This is a genomic window from Devosia aurantiaca (assembly GCF_011058215.1).
GTDB classification, from domain to species: domain Bacteria; phylum Pseudomonadota; class Alphaproteobacteria; order Rhizobiales; family Devosiaceae; genus Devosia; species Devosia aurantiaca.
The window spans coordinates 1,167,150-1,182,472 of sequence record NZ_JAALFG010000001.1; the positions used below are offsets into that span (position 1 = coordinate 1,167,150).

The window sequence follows — 15,323 nt, forward strand, 5'->3', positions numbered from 1 at the left end:
TTAGTCTTGGTCCAGCGGCATCTTCACCGCGCAACGCAGAGCATCGCTGCCGAGTTCGTATTCTACGTCTGCAGCAAGGCTATAGGGCAGGGCATGCTCGATCAGCCGCCGTCCATATCCCCCGTTCGGCGTCGCGCTGAGGGCACGCGGCTCGGGCGAAATCCCATACTCCTCCCAAAGGAAGTCGAGCCAACGTGCGCCGTCTTTTTGCAGTTCACGCCAGGTGACGCTGAGCCTACCGCCCTCGATCGACAGCGCTCCATATTTGAGCGCATTGGTCGCCAGTTCATGCAGCGCTAACGCAATGGTCTGCACAGTGGAGTTGCGCAAGACGATGGGTGGTCCGGAGACCACCACCCGCTCACCGCTCTGGGCTCCCAGAGCGTCGAGCTCAAGCTCCACCAGCTTTCCGATCGTGATCGGCTCACTCTCCGATCGCGACAGCAGCCCTTGCACCGCAGAAAGACGGCCCATCCGGTCGCCGAAAGCATGCTTAAAATCCTCTAGCGATGAACTCGTGGATAGCGTTTCGTTGGCGATGCTGCGCACGACGGTAATGAGATTGCGCGTTCGGTGCTGCAGTTCGGCGACCAAGATGTTCTGCCGTTCCTGCCAGTTGCGCTGTAAAGTCACGTCAAGCATCGCGCCCACCATACGAATGGGTGCCCCGGTCTCATCATAGAAAAACTGCCCCCGTCCAAGCAGCCAGTGAACACTGCGATCGGGATGCACTGTGCGGAACTCGTGGTTGAATTCCTCATGCGCGTCGCGCGCCCGTGAGAGTGCGGCCTCGGCACCCTCCCGGTCGTCCGGGTGCACCCTTGCGATCCAGGTCTCGTAGCTTGGCACAACTTCGCCCACCTCATAGCCCTCGAGGCGAAAATGTTGGTCCGACCAATGCACGGTATTGGACCGCATGTCCCAGTCCCAAAGCCCGAGCTTGCCAACCTCTGTCGCGTTGCGCAGCCGCTCCTCGCTGGCCTTGAGTTCCTCCTGCACCAGCTTTTCGGCGGTAATATCCTCCCCGATGCCGCCGATCAGGATGACTTCGCCGCCAGCATTGGTGATCGGAAAATCGGTATTGCGCAGCCAGCGGATGGCGCCGTCTCTGGGTCGCTTGACGCGATATTCGAAAGTCACATGTTCGCCGTTCCGCACCCGACGAATGTTTTCAGAGGCAAGGGTGCGATCTTCCGGATGGATCAGTTCGATCCAGCTGCGATAATTGTTGCCCGAAAGCGCTTCCTCTCGTTTCAGGCCGTATATGGTCTCGAAAGCTGGGGTCAGATATTGCCACTGCAGGTGCTCGCAATCGCGGATCCACAAGACGTCTTGTGATGCTTCGCCGAACTGACGAAGCCGCTCCTCGCTCGCAAAAAGTGCTTCTTGCGCTCGTGCCTGCTCGATAGCTGCCCAAATCCGCTCTGCAGCGTCCTCGACCAAGGCAATCTCGGCATCGGTCCAGTATCGTGGCTCGGCACATTCGGCGACCAGCGATGCGACCGGCCTTTTCGGTCCAAGCCGCACAGTGGATCCCAACCGGGCCCGCATGCCCAGCGCCATGGTATTATCTCGTTCGGCGCTTGAGACGCCTTCTCTTTCCAAATCATCATTGATGACAATGGTGCTCTCACGCACCGTCTCGAAGGCGTCCGGAAAGTCGGAAAGGCGAACAGTTTCGGGCAAGAGCAGGACACCCTTTCGGCCGGTCTGGTACCGAAAGTCCAATTCGTCTTCCTCGAGCCGATAGTAGGCGATAAAGCATCGGTCGACCCGCAGATGCTCTAAAAGCAGATCGATAGCGCGTTGCGCCACCGCGTCTGCCGCCGTCTCGGCGCGCAAGGCATCGCTGAGCCGCAAGAGAAAATCTTGGTTCTTCTTGGTTTCGTGCTCTTTTTGCTCAACCTGCTTGCGGGCGGTTACATCGTGGTAAAAAACCGCGACCCGGTCCCCACCGCGATCATACATGCTGCTCTCGAACCAGCGATGCACCCGCTCCGAATACTCCTCGAGAACAATGGGTCTTCCCGTGTCGGCGACGGCGGCAATCGGATTTAGCCACCGCCCAACGTCACCACTGGTGTAAATCTCGGACAGTGTTCGCCCGACGACCTCTTCGCGAAGCAGGCCGGTTTGCTGCTCAAATGCGGGATTGAGTTCGATATATTTGATGTCCACGGCACGACCGGCATCGTCACGCACGATCTCAACCACGCTGAACCCCTCGACCATGGCGTCGAACAAGGAGCGATATTTCTCTTCGCTCTCGCGCAGAGCCTGCTCGGCACGCGCGCGTTCCAGCGCTGCCCAGGTCCGTTCACCAACCTCTTGTGCAAGCTCGATCTCGGCAGGCGAAAAGACATGCGGCGTCTCGAAATTTATTCCGAGCCAACCGACCAGATACCCCTTTGACCAATGGCACATTGAGCGAGGCGCCTATTCCTGCCACCGCGAAAGCCTGCCGCTCCGCTTCGCTCAACCGCGCATCATTGGCGAGGTCAGGCTGGTTGCGAATATGTCCTGCTCGCAGATCGGCGAGAATGTCGGAGCCATAGTCGGCGTATCGGAAGATGCCGGACATATCGGGTGCGCCATCGACGTAGTTGGGCGAAACGATGTAAGTCTCGCCATCTCCCGTGTCTTCGCCATAGGCGACACGGTTTGCGCCGACCCGTTTTCCCAAAGCTGTCGCCGCGGCGAGCTGGATGTCGGCTGGGTCATCGAGCGGTCGAAGGGCATCGCTAAGCTCAAGCAGGAATGCCTGGCGTGCCTCTTTTTCCTTTAAGGCAGTCTCGGCCTTCTTGCGTTCGGTAATATTGGTGAAAAGAACGGCTACGCGATTTCGATCCCGGTCCAGCGAGAAGATGTAGAGATCGAAGATAACGCCGAGCCTTGCCTCAGGCTCCTCCACTCTGATGGGTGTCCCGGTTTCCAGGGCTTGGCCATAAAGTTCGGTCCAGCGCGGGTTCGGCGTGCCCAACAATTCCGTTGCCGTCTTTCCAACCGGCCAAGGCATGTTGGTATGCTTGGTAAAGGCCGGATTGACTTCGATGAAGCGAAAGTCACTCCAGTTTCCCTCCGCGTCTTTGAGCACTTCAACGATGGCAAAGGCATCGTCCATCGACTCAAAAAGTGCGCGATAGCGCTTTTCGCTTTCAACGAGCGCTGCTTCGGCAGTGTTTCGCTCGTCAATATCGATGTTCATCCCCACCCATTTTTCTATTTGCTTTTGGGCGTCCAAAACTGGCACCGCACGGACATTGGTCCAGCGCCATCCACCATCGGGCGCACGCAGCCGAAACTCGGCGTCTACCACCCGTTGTGCTGTCACAGCATCATGCCATTGCCATTCTGCATAGCCGCGATCGTCTGGGTGGATCGCATCGAGCCAGCCATACCCAGCAATTCGTCGGAACTCTGCCCGGTATAGGCGCGCCAACTGGGGCTGTCGGCGACCACCACGCCTTCTGCATCGGTTTCCCAAACAGCCTGCGCCCAGCTGCCGATAAGGTTTCGGCCTCTGACCTCGCTTTCCCGCAAGGCGTCCTGCGCGATCTTTTCTGCGGTAATGTCGATCAGTGTCCAAAGGACACCGCCCACCTCGCCACTTTCCGTTCGAACGGGCGCGAACGTGACGTCGAACCAGGCATCTTCCACCTTCCCATCGCGCACGACGGGGTAGCGCATGCCATGCGTCTGCCGCGATACGCCCGACATGCCGGCGGCCAGATCGGCGGCAAAACGGTGCTGATGTTGAGCGAACAGCTCGAACGCTGATTGTCCGAGTGCCGCCGACTGCCACTGCGGCGGCAACAGGCTTGTAGCAAAAGCCTGATTGTAGAGGAGCCTTGCGTCCGGTCCCCAGACCAGACTCATGATCGACTGCGTCTCCAGGACGACACTGAAGATGGTCTTGAGGACAATGGGCCAGGCGTCCGGGTCGCCGAGCGGAGTCGCGCTCCAATCCATCGAGCGGATGCGATCGCCCATTGTCCCCGCATTTGGCGGAAGCCAGTGTCCTGCCGATATGCTGCGTGTCATAGCAAGATAACGCGCTATCCGAGGTCGAGAGCATCCAGGCTAACATGGGATAGCCTCAACGCACACAGCGCTATGATGGGCCAAAGACCCATATTTCCTCCCCCGCAAGCGGGGAGGGGTACCATGCAACGCATGGTGGAGGGGGTGCCCCAAGTTCCCTTATAAGGGGTTACTTAAACAGCGATCCTCTTACGCCGGCCTAGCCGCCGAGGCTCGGCAGGGTCAGGTCACCGCTCGTCAGCTTGCTGGCCGTGATCGCGGCATCAGCCTTTTCGCGCGGCAGTTCCAGCGCGGTCCAGACGCTCACCAGAGCATGACGCAGCTCGAACACCATTTCGTCGGTGTGGAGGGGCGTTGGCGTGATGCGCAACCGTTCGGTGCCCTTGGGCACGGTGGGGTAGTTGATCGGCTGGATATAGATATTGTGCTTGTCGAGCAGCATGTCGCTCGCAGCCTTCACAGCGCGGGCGTCTCCCACGATCAGCGGCACGATATGGGTTTCGGTTTCCATCACCGGCAGGCCGGCATCGGCGAGGATTGCCTTGGTCAGCCGCGCCTGGCGCTGGTGCATCAACCGCTCCTGGCCATTGCCCTTGAGATGCTCGATCGAAGCGCGGGCCGCCGCGCACAGCGCCGGGGGCAGGGCGGTGGTAAAGATGAATTCCGGTGCGTAGGAGCGCACGGCGTCGACGATCGAGCGGTTGGCCGCAATATAGCCGCCCATCACGCCAAAACCCTTGGCCAGCGTGCCCTCGATAATGTCGATGCGCTCCATCAGGCCATCGCGTTCGGCAATGCCGCCGCCGCGCGGGCCATACATGCCCACGGCATGGACTTCGTCGATATAGGTCAGCGCCCCGAACTCTTCGGCCAGGTCGCAGATTTCCTTGATCGGCGCGATATCGCCATCCATCGAATAGACCGACTCGAAGGCGATGAGCTTTGGCCGCTTCCGATCGACCTGGCTCAGGAGTTCGCGCAGGTGCGCCACGTCATTGTGCCGGAAAATCTTCTTTTCCATGCCCGACTGGCGCACGCCCTGGATCATCGAGGCATGGTTGAGCTGGTCGGAAAAGATCACGCAATCGGGCATCAGTCGCGCAATGGTCGAGATGCCGGCTTCGTTGGAAACAAAGCCCGAAGTAAAGACCAGCGCCGCTTCCTTGCGGTGAAGGTCGGCGAGCGACCGCTCGAGCTCGACCAGCGGCCGGTTGGTCCCCGAAATATTGCGCGTGCCGCCGGCGCCGACGCCCATCGCGCCCGCGGTTTCCTGCATAGCGGCGACGACCTTTTCGTGCTGCCCCATGCCCAGATAGTCGTTGGAGCACCAGATGGTGATCTCGCGCGCATTGTCGGCGTCGCGATAAACGGCTTTGGGGAAGCGCCCGGCAATACGTTCGAGATCGGCGAAAACGCGATAGCGCTTCTCAGCCCGCAGCGTGTCCACTGCATCCTCGAAAATACCGCGATAATCCATGGGGCCGTTCCTTTTCGTCCGCGCGGTGCGGCAGACGCCGACCGGCAACGTATTCCTCAACTAATAGCCGCGCGCCGTCATTGACATAGGTCAATTCGACGCGCTGATCCCGCTAACGCCTTGTCAAGCCTGGACTCGGCCAGCGAAGTTGAGAGCCATTCTAAAGAATTTGCCGCGATCTGCAAACCGTGTCGCGCCAAACACAGTGGCTGGCTTTTCACGTCCCCACCCAAACGAGGGTTAACCTGCGTGGCGACATTGTGTTGATAGCCGCTTCTGTCTGGGCCAAGATCAGGCTGCGGCCCATGCATTTGGGGGAATGCTGAATTGAAAAGTTTTTCGTCGTCCAGTTTCGCCGGCGAGCATAGCGAGGCCCTGGTTCTCGCCCGTGCCGCGGTGGCGCGCAACCCGCAGGCGCTCTTCACCGACTTCCAGTGGTTTTTGTATGAAGGCCGGGACACCGTCTTCTTTACTGCTTTTTCGACAAACCAGTATGACAAGGAAGGCTTGGGCAACATGGTCGCCGAAATGGTGGCGCTGGCCCCGCAACTGACCCATGGTTTCGTCGGCGCCCAGCCCGGCCAGCCTTTCCCCAAGCACCTCCTCGACGCCATTACCTCGGTCGAGCTGGTCGACGATCTCGATGGCTATCCCGACAAGTGGCTGAGCAAGTCCGCGGACATTTTCGAGCGCAAGGACCTGCCCCTGTTTCGCGTCATGGCCGCCGTCCGCCGTGGCGGGCCGGATGACCAAGGCCGCGCCTCGGTGATCCAGGTGCGCTCGAGCCACGCGCTTCTCGAAGGCTCCGATTCCGCTCTCCTCACCCGCTCCGCAGCCGCCGGCCACGGCGTCCAGTCCGACAAGAAGAACCGCCTGCCCCTCGGCGACCGCCTCAAGGGCGCCCTCCGCGGCTATAGCTTTGCCTTCATGTCGATCCTCTTCGGCACCATCCTTGCGCCCAAGGAACAGCCCTGGGGCTTCAAGACCCTCGCCCTTGAGCGCCACCGCCTGCGCCAGCTCGCCAACAAGCTTGGCGTCCGCCAGCGCTCGCTGATGTTCGCGCTCGTCACCCACGCCCTCAACGGCAAGGGCGAGGAAAAGCTGATGAGCAAGACGGTGATCGGCGCCGCCTACACCATGCTCGACACCAAGCGGAACAGCTCCGACGACGACTTCTTCCGCGTCCGCGCCCTCGCTGCCAAATTCGCGGTAATGGACGATTTCGTCGACTATGTGCGCATGGTCGACGACACGGTGGCCGGCATCGAGCAGAAGGACATCACCTCCTTCCAGATGATGATCAACTCGATGTTCACATCGCTGCGCAAGCTCAACCGCATCGCGCCCTTCCTTCCCGGCAAGCGCTTTTGGCGCTTCAACGGCGGCACCCACATCGTTCTGACCCTCGTGCCCCCGCATCGCACCTATGGGCCGATGACCCATGGCATGATCGAGCCGATCTACTGCGGCGCCTGGCATTCGGCCGCCAATATCTGCACCTTCTGCCCCGGCCGCGAATATGTGACCCTCAACTTCTCGATGGCGCAGCGGCACCTGGTCAATGTCGACAAGATCGTCGCCCTGCTTGACGAAGTGGAGGCCCGCGATGTCGGTCCGCACACCATGACGCCCTCGGTCGAGCGGCTCCGCTAAGTGGTCCTCGCGAGCTATCCAAGCCTCGCCGATCGTGCCGTGGTGATCTCCGGCGGCGCCTCCGGCATTGGCGAGGCCCTCGTCCGCAGCTTTGCCGGGCAGGGTGCACGCGTCGGCTTTGTCGACATCGCGCGCGACGCCGGCGAAGCGCTTGCCGCCGAACTCACCGCCTCGGGTCTAACCGCACGCTTCATCGCCTGCGACGTCACCGATATTGCCGCCTACCAGGACGCCATCGGCACTTTCGCCATGGCCCATGGCGACGCCACCGTCCTCGTCAACAACGCCGCCCACGACCAGCGCCACGATTGGGCCGAGGTCACGCCCGATTATTGGGACAAGGCCATGGCGGTGAACCTGAAACACTTCTTCTTTGCCGCCCAGGCCGTCGCGCCCGGCATGATCCGCGCCGGCAGCGGCTCGATCATCAATTTCGGCTCGATCAGCTGGATGGTGATGACTCCGTCGCTGCCGCTCTATGAAACCGCCAAGGCCGCCGTCCACGGCCTCACCCGTTCCATGGCGCGCGAACTGGGACAGTCCAACATCCGCGTCAATTCGCTGGTGCCCGGCGCCGTCATCACCCAGCGCCAGCTCGATCTCTGGCTGACGCCGGACTCGCTGGCCGATATTGCCGCCCAGCAGGCCTTGCCCGGCCAGCTCCTGCCGCAAGATTGCGCCAGCCTCGCGCTTTTCCTTGCCGCCGACGACAGCCGTATGGTGTCCGGGCAACACTTCCTTGTCGATGGTGGCTGGGCCAACACCTAAGGCATTCACCGCCTGTTCAGCATCTTTGTTTTATCACTCTCTCGCCGCATTCAAGGGCAAGACAGGGCCACTTTTCCGCGAATCCTTAGGGGGATCCATGAAATCGAAAGTTCTCGTGGCGCTTGCCGCGACCTTGGCGCTGAGCGCCTGCACCACCACCAATCCCTATACGGGCCAGACCCAGCTCTCCAATACGGCTGGCGGCGGCCTCCTGGGTGCCGGCGGCGGCGCCATTGCGGGGGCCATCGTTGGCGCCGCCGTTGGCGGTGATCCGCGCGTCGGCGCGCTGATCGGCGCAGGCGTTGGCGGCCTCACCGGCGCGGCTATCGGCAGCTACATGGATCAGCAGGAAGCCGAACTGCGTGCCCAGCTGCAGGGCACCGGCGTTTCCGTCACCCGCGTCGGCGACCAGATCATCCTCAACATGCCGTCCAACATCACCTTCGCAACCGATCAGTCGACGGTTCAACCGCAATTCAACCAGACCCTGGTCTCGGTCGGTCTTGTGCTCAAGAAGTTCGACAAGACAATCGTCGACGTTTACGGACACACCGACTCCACCGGCTCGGCCGAGCACAATCTGTCGCTTAGCCAGCGCCGCGCCGTTTCGGTTGCGACTGTCTTGTCGAGCCAGGGCATCGACCAGCGCCGCTTCTACATCGAAGGCAAGGGCTCCTCGAGCCCGATCGCTTCCAACGCCAACGAAAGCGGTCGTGCGCAGAACCGCCGCGTCGAGATCCAGCTTTCGCCCATCCGCGGCTAAGCATCACTGCATCAAAAACGCAAACGCGGCTCTCAGGGCCGCGTTTTTATTGTGCCGTCGTGGTTGCCTGTGCATCCACGGCCGGGTCGACCGCCGAGGCCGGGGTCTCGACCACCGGTGCCGATGTCGGCGAGCCAGGCTGCATGTCAGTGCTCGGTGCGCCCGAGAAAATCTGCATCACGAACAGCAGCGCGATGATTATGGCGAGGGCCACGAGGCCATAAAGCCACCAATTGGTTGGCCCGGTTGCACCGACCGAAGGCTCGTGCTCGCCGGCCACCTTGATGCCCGAACCATCAGGCACGTCGATGCGCGATCCATTCTCGTCGACCAGATAGTCGACATTTGCCACCTGCGGCGAATTCACATTGCGCGGCTCAGCCATCAGTAGTCTCCCCTTAAAACCGTTTCCGATCCGACGCCGTTGGCGACGCCTTCATGCACATGCGCCAGGGCTTCGTCGATTTCTTCCGGCTCGAAGGCCACCGGGTCGCCTTCCGTCCGCGCACCGGTTGCTTCGGCCTTGAGCTCGTTGAGCAGTTCGATTTTCTCGCGTGCCGTAAATGATGTCTGGTTCGCAATTTCCATCGGCGTCAGGTGGTCGCGGCCACCGATCCGATCCTTAAGAGTGTCGAAGACCATGGTCTTTCTCCTCTGTCCTATCGGCACAAGGCCGCTTGGAAGATGAATGCGCCGGACTTGACCGCGGTTCCGCCATCGCCCGGTCCTGCGAATGAACCCGCACTCCCGCGATGCGTTTACCCCTCACATCCATCGAAAAAGGAGTACTCGAATGGCTTATGATGACGTCAACCGGACATCGGCCGATCTCAAGGAAACTCACGATCTGATCGCCTCCGACAAGGTCGAGGGCACCAAGGTCTACGATCTTTCGGGCGAGCATATCGGCGCGATCGAGCGCATCCTGATCGAAAAGCGCAGCGGCAAGGTCTCCTATGCCGTCCTGAGCTTCGGCGGCTTTCTGGGCATCGGCGACGAGCATTATCCGCTGCCCTGGGGCAAGCTGAACTACGATCAGCAGCTGGGGGCTATCGCGTCGACATCAGCAAGGAGCAGATCGAAGGCGCACCCCGCTACGAAACCGAAGGCGACAATTTTTGGGGCGAGGAAAACGGTCGCCGCATCTACGACTATTATGGCGTGACGCCATACTGGATCTAGCCAAACCCAAGGCGTCCCGCTCACCGGGCGCCGTTTTTCTAAATGCAGGCGCTGACAAAGGTGACGGGCAGGAAGACCAGTACCCCGGACGCCAGCGCCGCCCGATTGGCCCAAAGCGCCGCCACCGACAAGCTTGTCGCCGGCTCACCCTCCCGCACCGTTTTCATCATCGCCAGCCAGATCAGCGGCAGCAGCGAAACCACATAGGCGCCGATCAGGATGGCGCGATGCTGCGGCCAGCCAAAGGCGCAGCCGAGTGCCTGCAGCGCATAGAGCGCGACGAACCCGACCGACCAGATGGTAAAGCCTGCCACCAGCAGGACCAGCGCTCTTTGATTGGCCCCACTCATGTGGCGGCACTCAAGAGAGTTGCCATGGCGACGACCAGAAGGCTCGCCACCGCCGCATAACCGCACCAGAGCCAAGCCAAGGTCATCTCCGTGCTCCGTCGCGCCGAAACATAGCCCTGCATGATCCGCCAGCCACCATGCGCCGACATCAAGGCGCCCAGCCCCGTATGGAGCGCGCCATAGCCGAGGAGCGTAAACACCACGGCATTCCGGGCATGGCCCGTGGGGTCAGGGACGAGCGTCATCAGCAAGACGAGCAGAACCGTTGCCGCACCCATCGCCACCGCGGACCCGATTAGCCACGGCAACGCCTCTCCACCCGCAGCATTGCGCCCGCGCGCCAGCCACGCCAACGCGGCACCTGATATCGCCAGGACGATGGCGATAATACCTGCCCAAAGCGGCAGCGACATGGGCGCCACGCCAACCCAGTTCGGAGCGATCACCAGAAGGAACAGCGCCCCGAACAGGAGCGACGTAAACAGCGTCCCATTCATGATCAGCGCGGCAAGATTGGCCAGGACGCTGGCATTGCTTTTGCTCTCGACGTCAAAGGGCACTTGCTCGCCCATGCCGATATCGACCGGTCCGGTATCCTCTTTTCGCCCCAGCGTGCGCGGCCATTGGAGGAACATCCCCAGCGTCAGCAGCGCGCCGAATGGTGGCACCAGCCAATATTGCCGGAACAGCAGCGCCAGAAAGACGCTTGCCGTCGCAAGCGCGGTCCAGAGCGGCAGGAAAGTGCGTCGCGGCAGGACGATCACGTGCTCCGGCTCGCCGGTGAACATGTCGACGCCCAACGTTTCCTGCTCGCCATCGCGCACGAAGCCGAGATAGCCCGTGCCCCCGCCAGCACCGGCCCGATCTTCGCCGGCTCGAGCATGTCGGCACGCCTGTCGACACGGGGCAGCGCTGCAAAGTTATAGGGCGCCGGTGGCGTTGCCGTTGCCCATTCCAGCGTTTGTGCCTTCCACGGATCGCGGCGATATCGGCGCCCGAAGCGCCATTGCAGCACGAGATCGGCCAGGACGAGGCAAAAACCCATGGTGAGGATGAAGCCGCCGATCGAGCTCAGCAGATTGAGCCAGTCCCAGCCCCAGTTCGACGGATAGGTCGAAATTCGCCGCGGCATGCCCATGAGGCCCGTCAGGTGCATCAGGAAAAAGGTGAGGTTGAAGCCGATGAAGATCAGCCAGAAGGCTGGCACCGACAGCCGGTAAAGGCTCTGTCGACCCGAAATATGCGGCATCCAGTGGTAGATGCCGGCCAGCATCGGAAAGACGAAGCCGCCGACCAGCACGTAGTGAAGATGCGCCACGACGAAGTAGCTGTCATGCGCCTGCGTGTTGAACGGCACCATGGCGAGCATGACGCCGGTCAGCCCGCCGATGACGAAGACGCAGAAAAACCCCGCCACATAAAGCATCGGGATATCCCAGCGCGGTCGTCCCGACGCCAGCGTGCCGATCCAGGCAAAGATCTGGATCGCCGTCGGCACCGCCACCAGCGCGCTGGCCGCCGAGAAAAAGGCTAGCGCCAGATGGGGAATGCCCACCGTGAACATGTGGTGCACCCAAAGCCCGAAGCTCAGAAAGCCCATGGCAACGATCGCCGCGATGATCGAGCGATAGCCCAGGATCGTTCGCTGCGCGAAGACGGGGATGATCGTCGACAGCGCGCCCGCCGCAGGCAGGAAGATGATGTAGACCTCGGGATGCCCGAACAGCCAGAAGAGGTGCTGCCAAAGCAGGGGATCGCCGCCGCGTGTCGGATCGAAGAAGGGCAGGTCGAAGGCGCGCTCGAGTTCGAGCAGGATTGCTCCCAGGATCAGCGGCGGAAAGCCAACGATCATCATTCCCGAGGTCACCAGCATATACCAGCCGATCAGTGGCATCCGCGCCAGCGACATGCCCGGCGCCCGCATCTTGAGGATCGAGATGAAGATCTCGATCGCTGCCGTGACCGCCGAAATCTCGACGAAGGTCAGCCCTAGGAGCCACACATCGGCATTGATCCCCGGCGTATAGGGCCGCGAGGAGAGCGGCGTATACATAAACCAGCCGCTATCGGGCGCCGCGCCCACCAGAAGCGCGATGATCAGGATCGACCCGCCGAAGAGATAGCACCAGAACCCGTAGGCCGTGAGCCGTGGAAACGCCATGTCCCGAGCCCCCAGCATCTTGGGCAGCATGTAGATGACGAAGCCTTCGAACATCGGGATGGCAAAAAGGAACATCATCACCGTGCCATGCATGGTGAAAATCTGGTTGTAGATTTCCGGCCCGATAAAGGCGCTGTTGGGCGTCGCCAGCTGCGCCCGGATCAACATGGAAAGAAAGCCGCCGATCGCAAAGAAGGTCAGCGCCACGACCATGAAGCGCTTGCCCAGCACGGTGTGGTTGACGCTCGACAACCGCCCCCAGCCCCGGGCGTGCCCCAGATGGCGCTCAGTTCCTTATGAAGGCGGATAGGATCGGTCATTGCGCCGCCCCCGCCATCAAGGCCGCAAAATCTTCCGGCGCATGCGCCTCGACCCGAAACTGCATGCCGTCATGTCCTTGCCCGCAATATTCCGCGCATTGCCCCCAATAGATGCCCGGCTCGTCCGCTTCGAGCCGGATGACATTCACATGCCCCGGTATGGCATCGATCTTGCCGCCTAGGCGCGGCACCCAGAACGAATGGATCACGTCCGCAGAGGTCACCGCGATATCCACCGGCTCCCCCGCCGGCATGTGCAGCGTGCCATCGTAAGGTCCTGCGCCGCCCGGATAGCCGAAGCTCCACGCCCATTGCCGCGCCTGCCCTTCGATGCGCAGCGGCGCGTCGCCCTTGGGCAGCAATTGCTCCCCAAGCACCAGCGCTGCACCGGTCAGCAGCACGAGGATCGGGATCGGCAACACGAGCCCGCCGCCCACGATCCACTGCATCGGCGTGATCCGCGAGAGCCAACCCGGGCGAAGATAAGCAATCCCGAACAGCACCATGACGAGCGCGAACAGCAAGGCCGCGCCGCCCAGCATGATCCACCACAGCGTCGCCAGACTTGCCGCCCGCGGCCCGGCGGGGTCCAGGGCCGACAACTCGCCGCTGCAACCGGCCAGCAACACGCACGTTCCGGCTAAAACCAGAGCTTTGGGCAAGGATGCGGGATGACGGACAAGACGGGCGACGCGCAGGAACAGGAAATTGCCGCCGAGGAAGACCCCAATGCGGAAAAGAGCAGCAGCGAAAACGGTATTGAAGCGCGCGCTGATCATCCCAATCCGTCCATTCGCGCCGTCGCAGAAAAGGACATCAGCTCCGCCATCGCCGTAGCCGGCCACCCGATCCACGCCATGCTGGTGCACTTCCCGATCGCCTTCGTGGTCGCCACGCTTGGCGTCGATATCCTGTACTGGTGGACCGCCGATCCCTTCTGGGTCGAGGTTGGCCTCTGGTCCGCTGGCGCGGCGTTCATACTCGGGGTCCTGGCCTCCCTTGCGGGCACTGCCGAATTGCTGGCCGTACCCGGAATCAGGGTCCGCGTCGCGAGCTGGAACCACGCCGTTGCAGCCATGGTCATGCTCGCCATAACCGGCGCCAATGCCGGCCTCCGCATCTACGGCACCGAGGATATACTGCCAAATGGCCTTATGCTCTCGGCACTTAGTACCATGGCGGTCGCCTTCGCCGGCTGGCACGGCGGCAAGCTGGTCTTTGATCACGGCGTCGGCCTCATCATATCGTCCCGCCAATGATGCCCCCGACAAACTTGGACAGCGCGCCGGGCGAAAAAAACGCATCCAGCGCGCTCGGCCACTCGATCTGCGGCTTCCCCAAAACCAGCGTGAGCACCGCGCTGATGGCGACAAGCGTCACTGTCACTGTGAGCGCCAGCCTCCAGGCGGGGTAGCTGCGGTCGGGCTCGAAGAGCTTCAAAATCATCAGCCCCGAAAAGATATGCACCCCGGTCATTGCCGCGACACCCACGAGCTTGGCCGAAAACCAGTTTTCATAGGTGCCTATCAGCAGGATCAGCGCCGTACCGCTCGCAATGGCCACGAAGGCCGAGGGTGAAACGATGCCGACGTAAAACGTCCGGGTAAAATTGTGCAGGCGATAGAGCTCCTTGCCCTTCAACCCACCGCGCTGCCGGTAAAGAAAGGGGAGGGCCAAAAGGCCTGCCGACCACAATCCAATGCCGATGACGTGGATGAATTTAAGCCAGACAACCGTCATTGCGCAGGCGTTTCGCGCGCCGGAGAAATGATGGCCACCAGCCTCCAGAGCAGGATGGCCATCAGCGGCAGATTGGCCGGCACCCACATGAAAATGCCTGCCAGTTGCTGATCCTCGAGTGGCCCCAACCCGAAGGCTGCAGAGCTTGCAAAATGCGGCAGGTAGAGCGGCTGCGGCGCGAACACCAGCAGCGCGCCGAGCAGACCCATCTGGATCGCACTCGACAGCGCCGCAACACCCGCACCGAGCACCGCCTCGCTGCGCCAAAGACCGAGCCACAACCAGGTAAAGCTCCCCAAGAGGCTTAGCTGCATCGCCCAATAGATCGCCGGATGCGAAAAGGCCGAGGCATAAAGATCGGGGCTATGCCAAAGCCATAGCGCAATGGTGGAAACTGCCAGCGCAGGCCCAAGCCCCGCGCGTTTGCCCCAGGCAGCTGGCAGGGCCAGGGCCAGAAGTGGCGCCACGACCATGGTCAGCAAGATATGGTGTCCGACCCGCGCCGAGAACAGCGCCACGGTCAGCGCACAGAGCGGCGACACGAACAGCACCGCCGCCAAACCCCAGGCGCCCGAAAAACTCGCCTGCCGCTGCCGGGATGCAGACCGCAGCGCAAAAAAGCCCACCAAGGCGACCAACAGCAACCCGGTCAGCAAGACTGGATCGAGGTTCCACCGGCCCCAAAGCTCGCCAAGGGTTGGAGGCGTACCGCAATAGCTCATGTCGAAGGAAAAGGCTGAGACTTGTTCCATTCTGTCCTGACCAATGAGACCTCATGGTGAGCTTGTCGAACCACGAGGTCGGGCTCACTTTTCTGCCACGACCTCGTCCTTCGACAGGCTCAGGATGAGGTCTACTCCGGCATATC

16 protein-coding genes and 1 pseudogene are annotated in these 15,323 nt (G+C 61.7%); 5 read left to right on the top strand and 12 right to left on the bottom strand.

The genetic code is table 11. The features are described 5' to 3' along the window. The 4 genes from G5575_RS06005 to hemA all read right to left on the bottom strand — a co-directional run bounded on the left by G5575_RS06005 (position 1) and on the right by hemA (position 5,518). Positions 1-2,424: a PAS domain-containing protein gene (locus tag G5575_RS06005; RefSeq protein WP_164533486.1), complete on the bottom strand. Its 2,424-nt coding sequence runs from the start codon at positions 2,422-2,424 to the stop codon at positions 1-3. Then, a complete protein-coding gene (locus tag G5575_RS06010) occupies positions 2,318-3,439 on the bottom strand; it encodes a PAS domain-containing protein (RefSeq protein ID WP_164533487.1) in 1,122 nt (373 codons plus the stop codon). Before G5575_RS06010 ends, G5575_RS06005 begins: the two co-directional genes overlap by 107 nt. Continuing rightward, positions 3,328-3,990 carry a PAS domain-containing protein gene (locus G5575_RS06015; protein WP_164533488.1) on the bottom strand — a complete coding sequence of 221 codons (663 nt, stop codon included), beginning with the start codon at positions 3,988-3,990 and terminating at the stop codon, positions 3,328-3,330. Before G5575_RS06015 ends, G5575_RS06010 begins: the two co-directional genes overlap by 112 nt. 250 nt (positions 3,991-4,240) lie before the next feature. Next, complete coding sequence (gene hemA / locus G5575_RS06020) at positions 4,241-5,518, bottom strand: 5-aminolevulinate synthase (RefSeq protein WP_164533489.1); 1,278 nt, start codon at positions 5,516-5,518, stop codon at positions 4,241-4,243. 327 nt (positions 5,519-5,845) lie between these two features. Between hemA and G5575_RS06025 the strand changes: the two genes are divergently transcribed. The 3 genes from G5575_RS06025 to G5575_RS06035 all read left to right on the top strand — a co-directional run bounded on the left by G5575_RS06025 (position 5,846) and on the right by G5575_RS06035 (position 8,702). Continuing rightward, positions 5,846-7,171, top strand: a complete 1,326-nt coding sequence (locus G5575_RS06025) for a hypothetical protein (protein WP_164533490.1) — start codon at positions 5,846-5,848, stop codon at positions 7,169-7,171. Then, positions 7,172-7,939: an SDR family NAD(P)-dependent oxidoreductase gene (locus G5575_RS06030; protein ID WP_164533491.1), complete on the top strand. Its 768-nt coding sequence runs from the start codon at positions 7,172-7,174 to the stop codon at positions 7,937-7,939. It begins immediately after the preceding gene. Between the two features lie 97 nt (positions 7,940-8,036). Further along, positions 8,037-8,702: an OmpA family protein gene (locus G5575_RS06035; RefSeq protein ID WP_164533492.1), complete on the top strand. Its 666-nt coding sequence runs from the start codon at positions 8,037-8,039 to the stop codon at positions 8,700-8,702. Positions 8,703-8,748: 46 nt separating this feature from the next. Here G5575_RS06035 and G5575_RS06040 read toward each other — a convergent pair whose 3' ends face one another. Beyond that, on the bottom strand, positions 8,749-9,087 hold the full coding sequence (locus G5575_RS06040) for a hypothetical protein (protein WP_164533493.1): 339 nt from the start codon (positions 9,085-9,087) through the stop codon (positions 8,749-8,751). Beyond that, positions 9,087-9,344 carry a hypothetical protein gene (locus G5575_RS06045; RefSeq protein WP_164533494.1) on the bottom strand — a complete coding sequence of 86 codons (258 nt, stop codon included), beginning with the start codon at positions 9,342-9,344 and terminating at the stop codon, positions 9,087-9,089. The genes G5575_RS06040 and G5575_RS06045 overlap by 1 nt, the downstream gene beginning before the upstream one ends. A 151-nt stretch (positions 9,345-9,495) precedes the next feature. Between G5575_RS06045 and G5575_RS06050 the strand changes: the two are divergent. Continuing rightward, a pseudogene (locus G5575_RS06050) lies at positions 9,496-9,884 on the top strand (PRC-barrel domain-containing protein). Between the two features lie 38 nt (positions 9,885-9,922). Here G5575_RS06050 and G5575_RS06055 read toward each other — a convergent pair. From G5575_RS06055 to coxB, 4 genes are all read right to left on the bottom strand, one after another. After that, entirely contained in the window at positions 9,923-10,234 is a 312-nt protein-coding gene (locus G5575_RS06055) for a hypothetical protein (RefSeq protein ID WP_164533495.1), read from the bottom strand. Then, positions 10,231-11,022: a hypothetical protein gene (locus G5575_RS21560; RefSeq protein ID WP_328765869.1), complete on the bottom strand. Its 792-nt coding sequence runs from the start codon at positions 11,020-11,022 to the stop codon at positions 10,231-10,233. Before G5575_RS21560 ends, G5575_RS06055 begins: the two co-directional genes overlap by 4 nt. Next, the gene (ctaD, locus tag G5575_RS06060) at positions 10,995-12,647 is read right to left on the bottom strand and encodes a cytochrome c oxidase subunit I (protein ID WP_328765871.1); all 1,653 of its coding nucleotides are present in this window, start codon (positions 12,645-12,647) and stop codon (positions 10,995-10,997) included. Before ctaD ends, G5575_RS21560 begins: the two co-directional genes overlap by 28 nt. A 64-nt stretch (positions 12,648-12,711) precedes the next feature. Then, positions 12,712-13,344: a cytochrome c oxidase subunit II gene (gene coxB, locus G5575_RS06065; protein ID WP_328765872.1), complete on the bottom strand. Its 633-nt coding sequence runs from the start codon at positions 13,342-13,344 to the stop codon at positions 12,712-12,714. A gap of 42 nt (positions 13,345-13,386) precedes the next feature. Here coxB and G5575_RS06070 point away from each other — a divergent pair, with 42 nt between their 5' ends. Further along, positions 13,387-13,974: a DUF2231 domain-containing protein gene (locus G5575_RS06070; protein WP_164533497.1), complete on the top strand. Its 588-nt coding sequence runs from the start codon at positions 13,387-13,389 to the stop codon at positions 13,972-13,974. Here G5575_RS06070 and G5575_RS06075 read toward each other — a convergent pair. Continuing rightward, on the bottom strand, positions 13,955-14,455 hold the full coding sequence (locus G5575_RS06075) for a CopD family protein (RefSeq protein WP_164533498.1): 501 nt from the start codon (positions 14,453-14,455) through the stop codon (positions 13,955-13,957). The two genes, G5575_RS06070 and G5575_RS06075, sit on opposite strands and share 20 nt — an antisense overlap. Further along, positions 14,452-15,207: a cytochrome c oxidase assembly protein gene (locus G5575_RS06080; protein ID WP_235935618.1), complete on the bottom strand. Its 756-nt coding sequence runs from the start codon at positions 15,205-15,207 to the stop codon at positions 14,452-14,454. The genes G5575_RS06075 and G5575_RS06080 overlap by 4 nt, the downstream gene beginning before the upstream one ends. Positions 15,208-15,323: the final 116 nt, after the last annotated feature.

What these genes read in the sequence shown, in the direction of transcription:
- G5575_RS06005 (WP_164533486.1), bottom strand. Translation starts at nt 2,424, where the DNA reads ATGTGCCATTGGTCAAAGGGGTATCTGGTCGGTTGGCTCGGAATAAAT.
- G5575_RS06015 (WP_164533488.1), bottom strand. Translation starts at nt 3,990, where the DNA reads ATGGGCGATCGCATCCGCTCGATGGATTGGAGCGCGACTCCGCTCGGC.
- hemA (WP_164533489.1), bottom strand. Translation starts at nt 5,518, where the DNA reads ATGGATTATCGCGGTATTTTCGAGGATGCAGTGGACACGCTGCGGGCT.
- G5575_RS06035 (WP_164533492.1), top strand. Translation starts at nt 8,037, where the DNA reads ATGAAATCGAAAGTTCTCGTGGCGCTTGCCGCGACCTTGGCGCTGAGC.
- G5575_RS06040 (WP_164533493.1), bottom strand. Translation starts at nt 9,087, where the DNA reads ATGGCTGAGCCGCGCAATGTGAATTCGCCGCAGGTGGCAAATGTCGAC.
- G5575_RS06045 (WP_164533494.1), bottom strand. Translation starts at nt 9,344, where the DNA reads ATGGTCTTCGACACTCTTAAGGATCGGATCGGTGGCCGCGACCACCTG.
- G5575_RS06055 (WP_164533495.1), bottom strand. Translation starts at nt 10,234, where the DNA reads ATGAGTGGGGCCAATCAAAGAGCGCTGGTCCTGCTGGTGGCAGGCTTT.
- G5575_RS21560 (WP_328765869.1), bottom strand. Translation starts at nt 11,022, where the DNA reads ATGTTCACCGGCGAGCCGGAGCACGTGATCGTCCTGCCGCGACGCACT.
- G5575_RS06070 (WP_164533497.1), top strand. Translation starts at nt 13,387, where the DNA reads ATGACGGACAAGACGGGCGACGCGCAGGAACAGGAAATTGCCGCCGAG.
- G5575_RS06075 (WP_164533498.1), bottom strand. Translation starts at nt 14,455, where the DNA reads ATGACGGTTGTCTGGCTTAAATTCATCCACGTCATCGGCATTGGATTG.
- G5575_RS06080 (WP_235935618.1), bottom strand. Translation starts at nt 15,207, where the DNA reads ATGGAACAAGTCTCAGCCTTTTCCTTCGACATGAGCTATTGCGGTACG.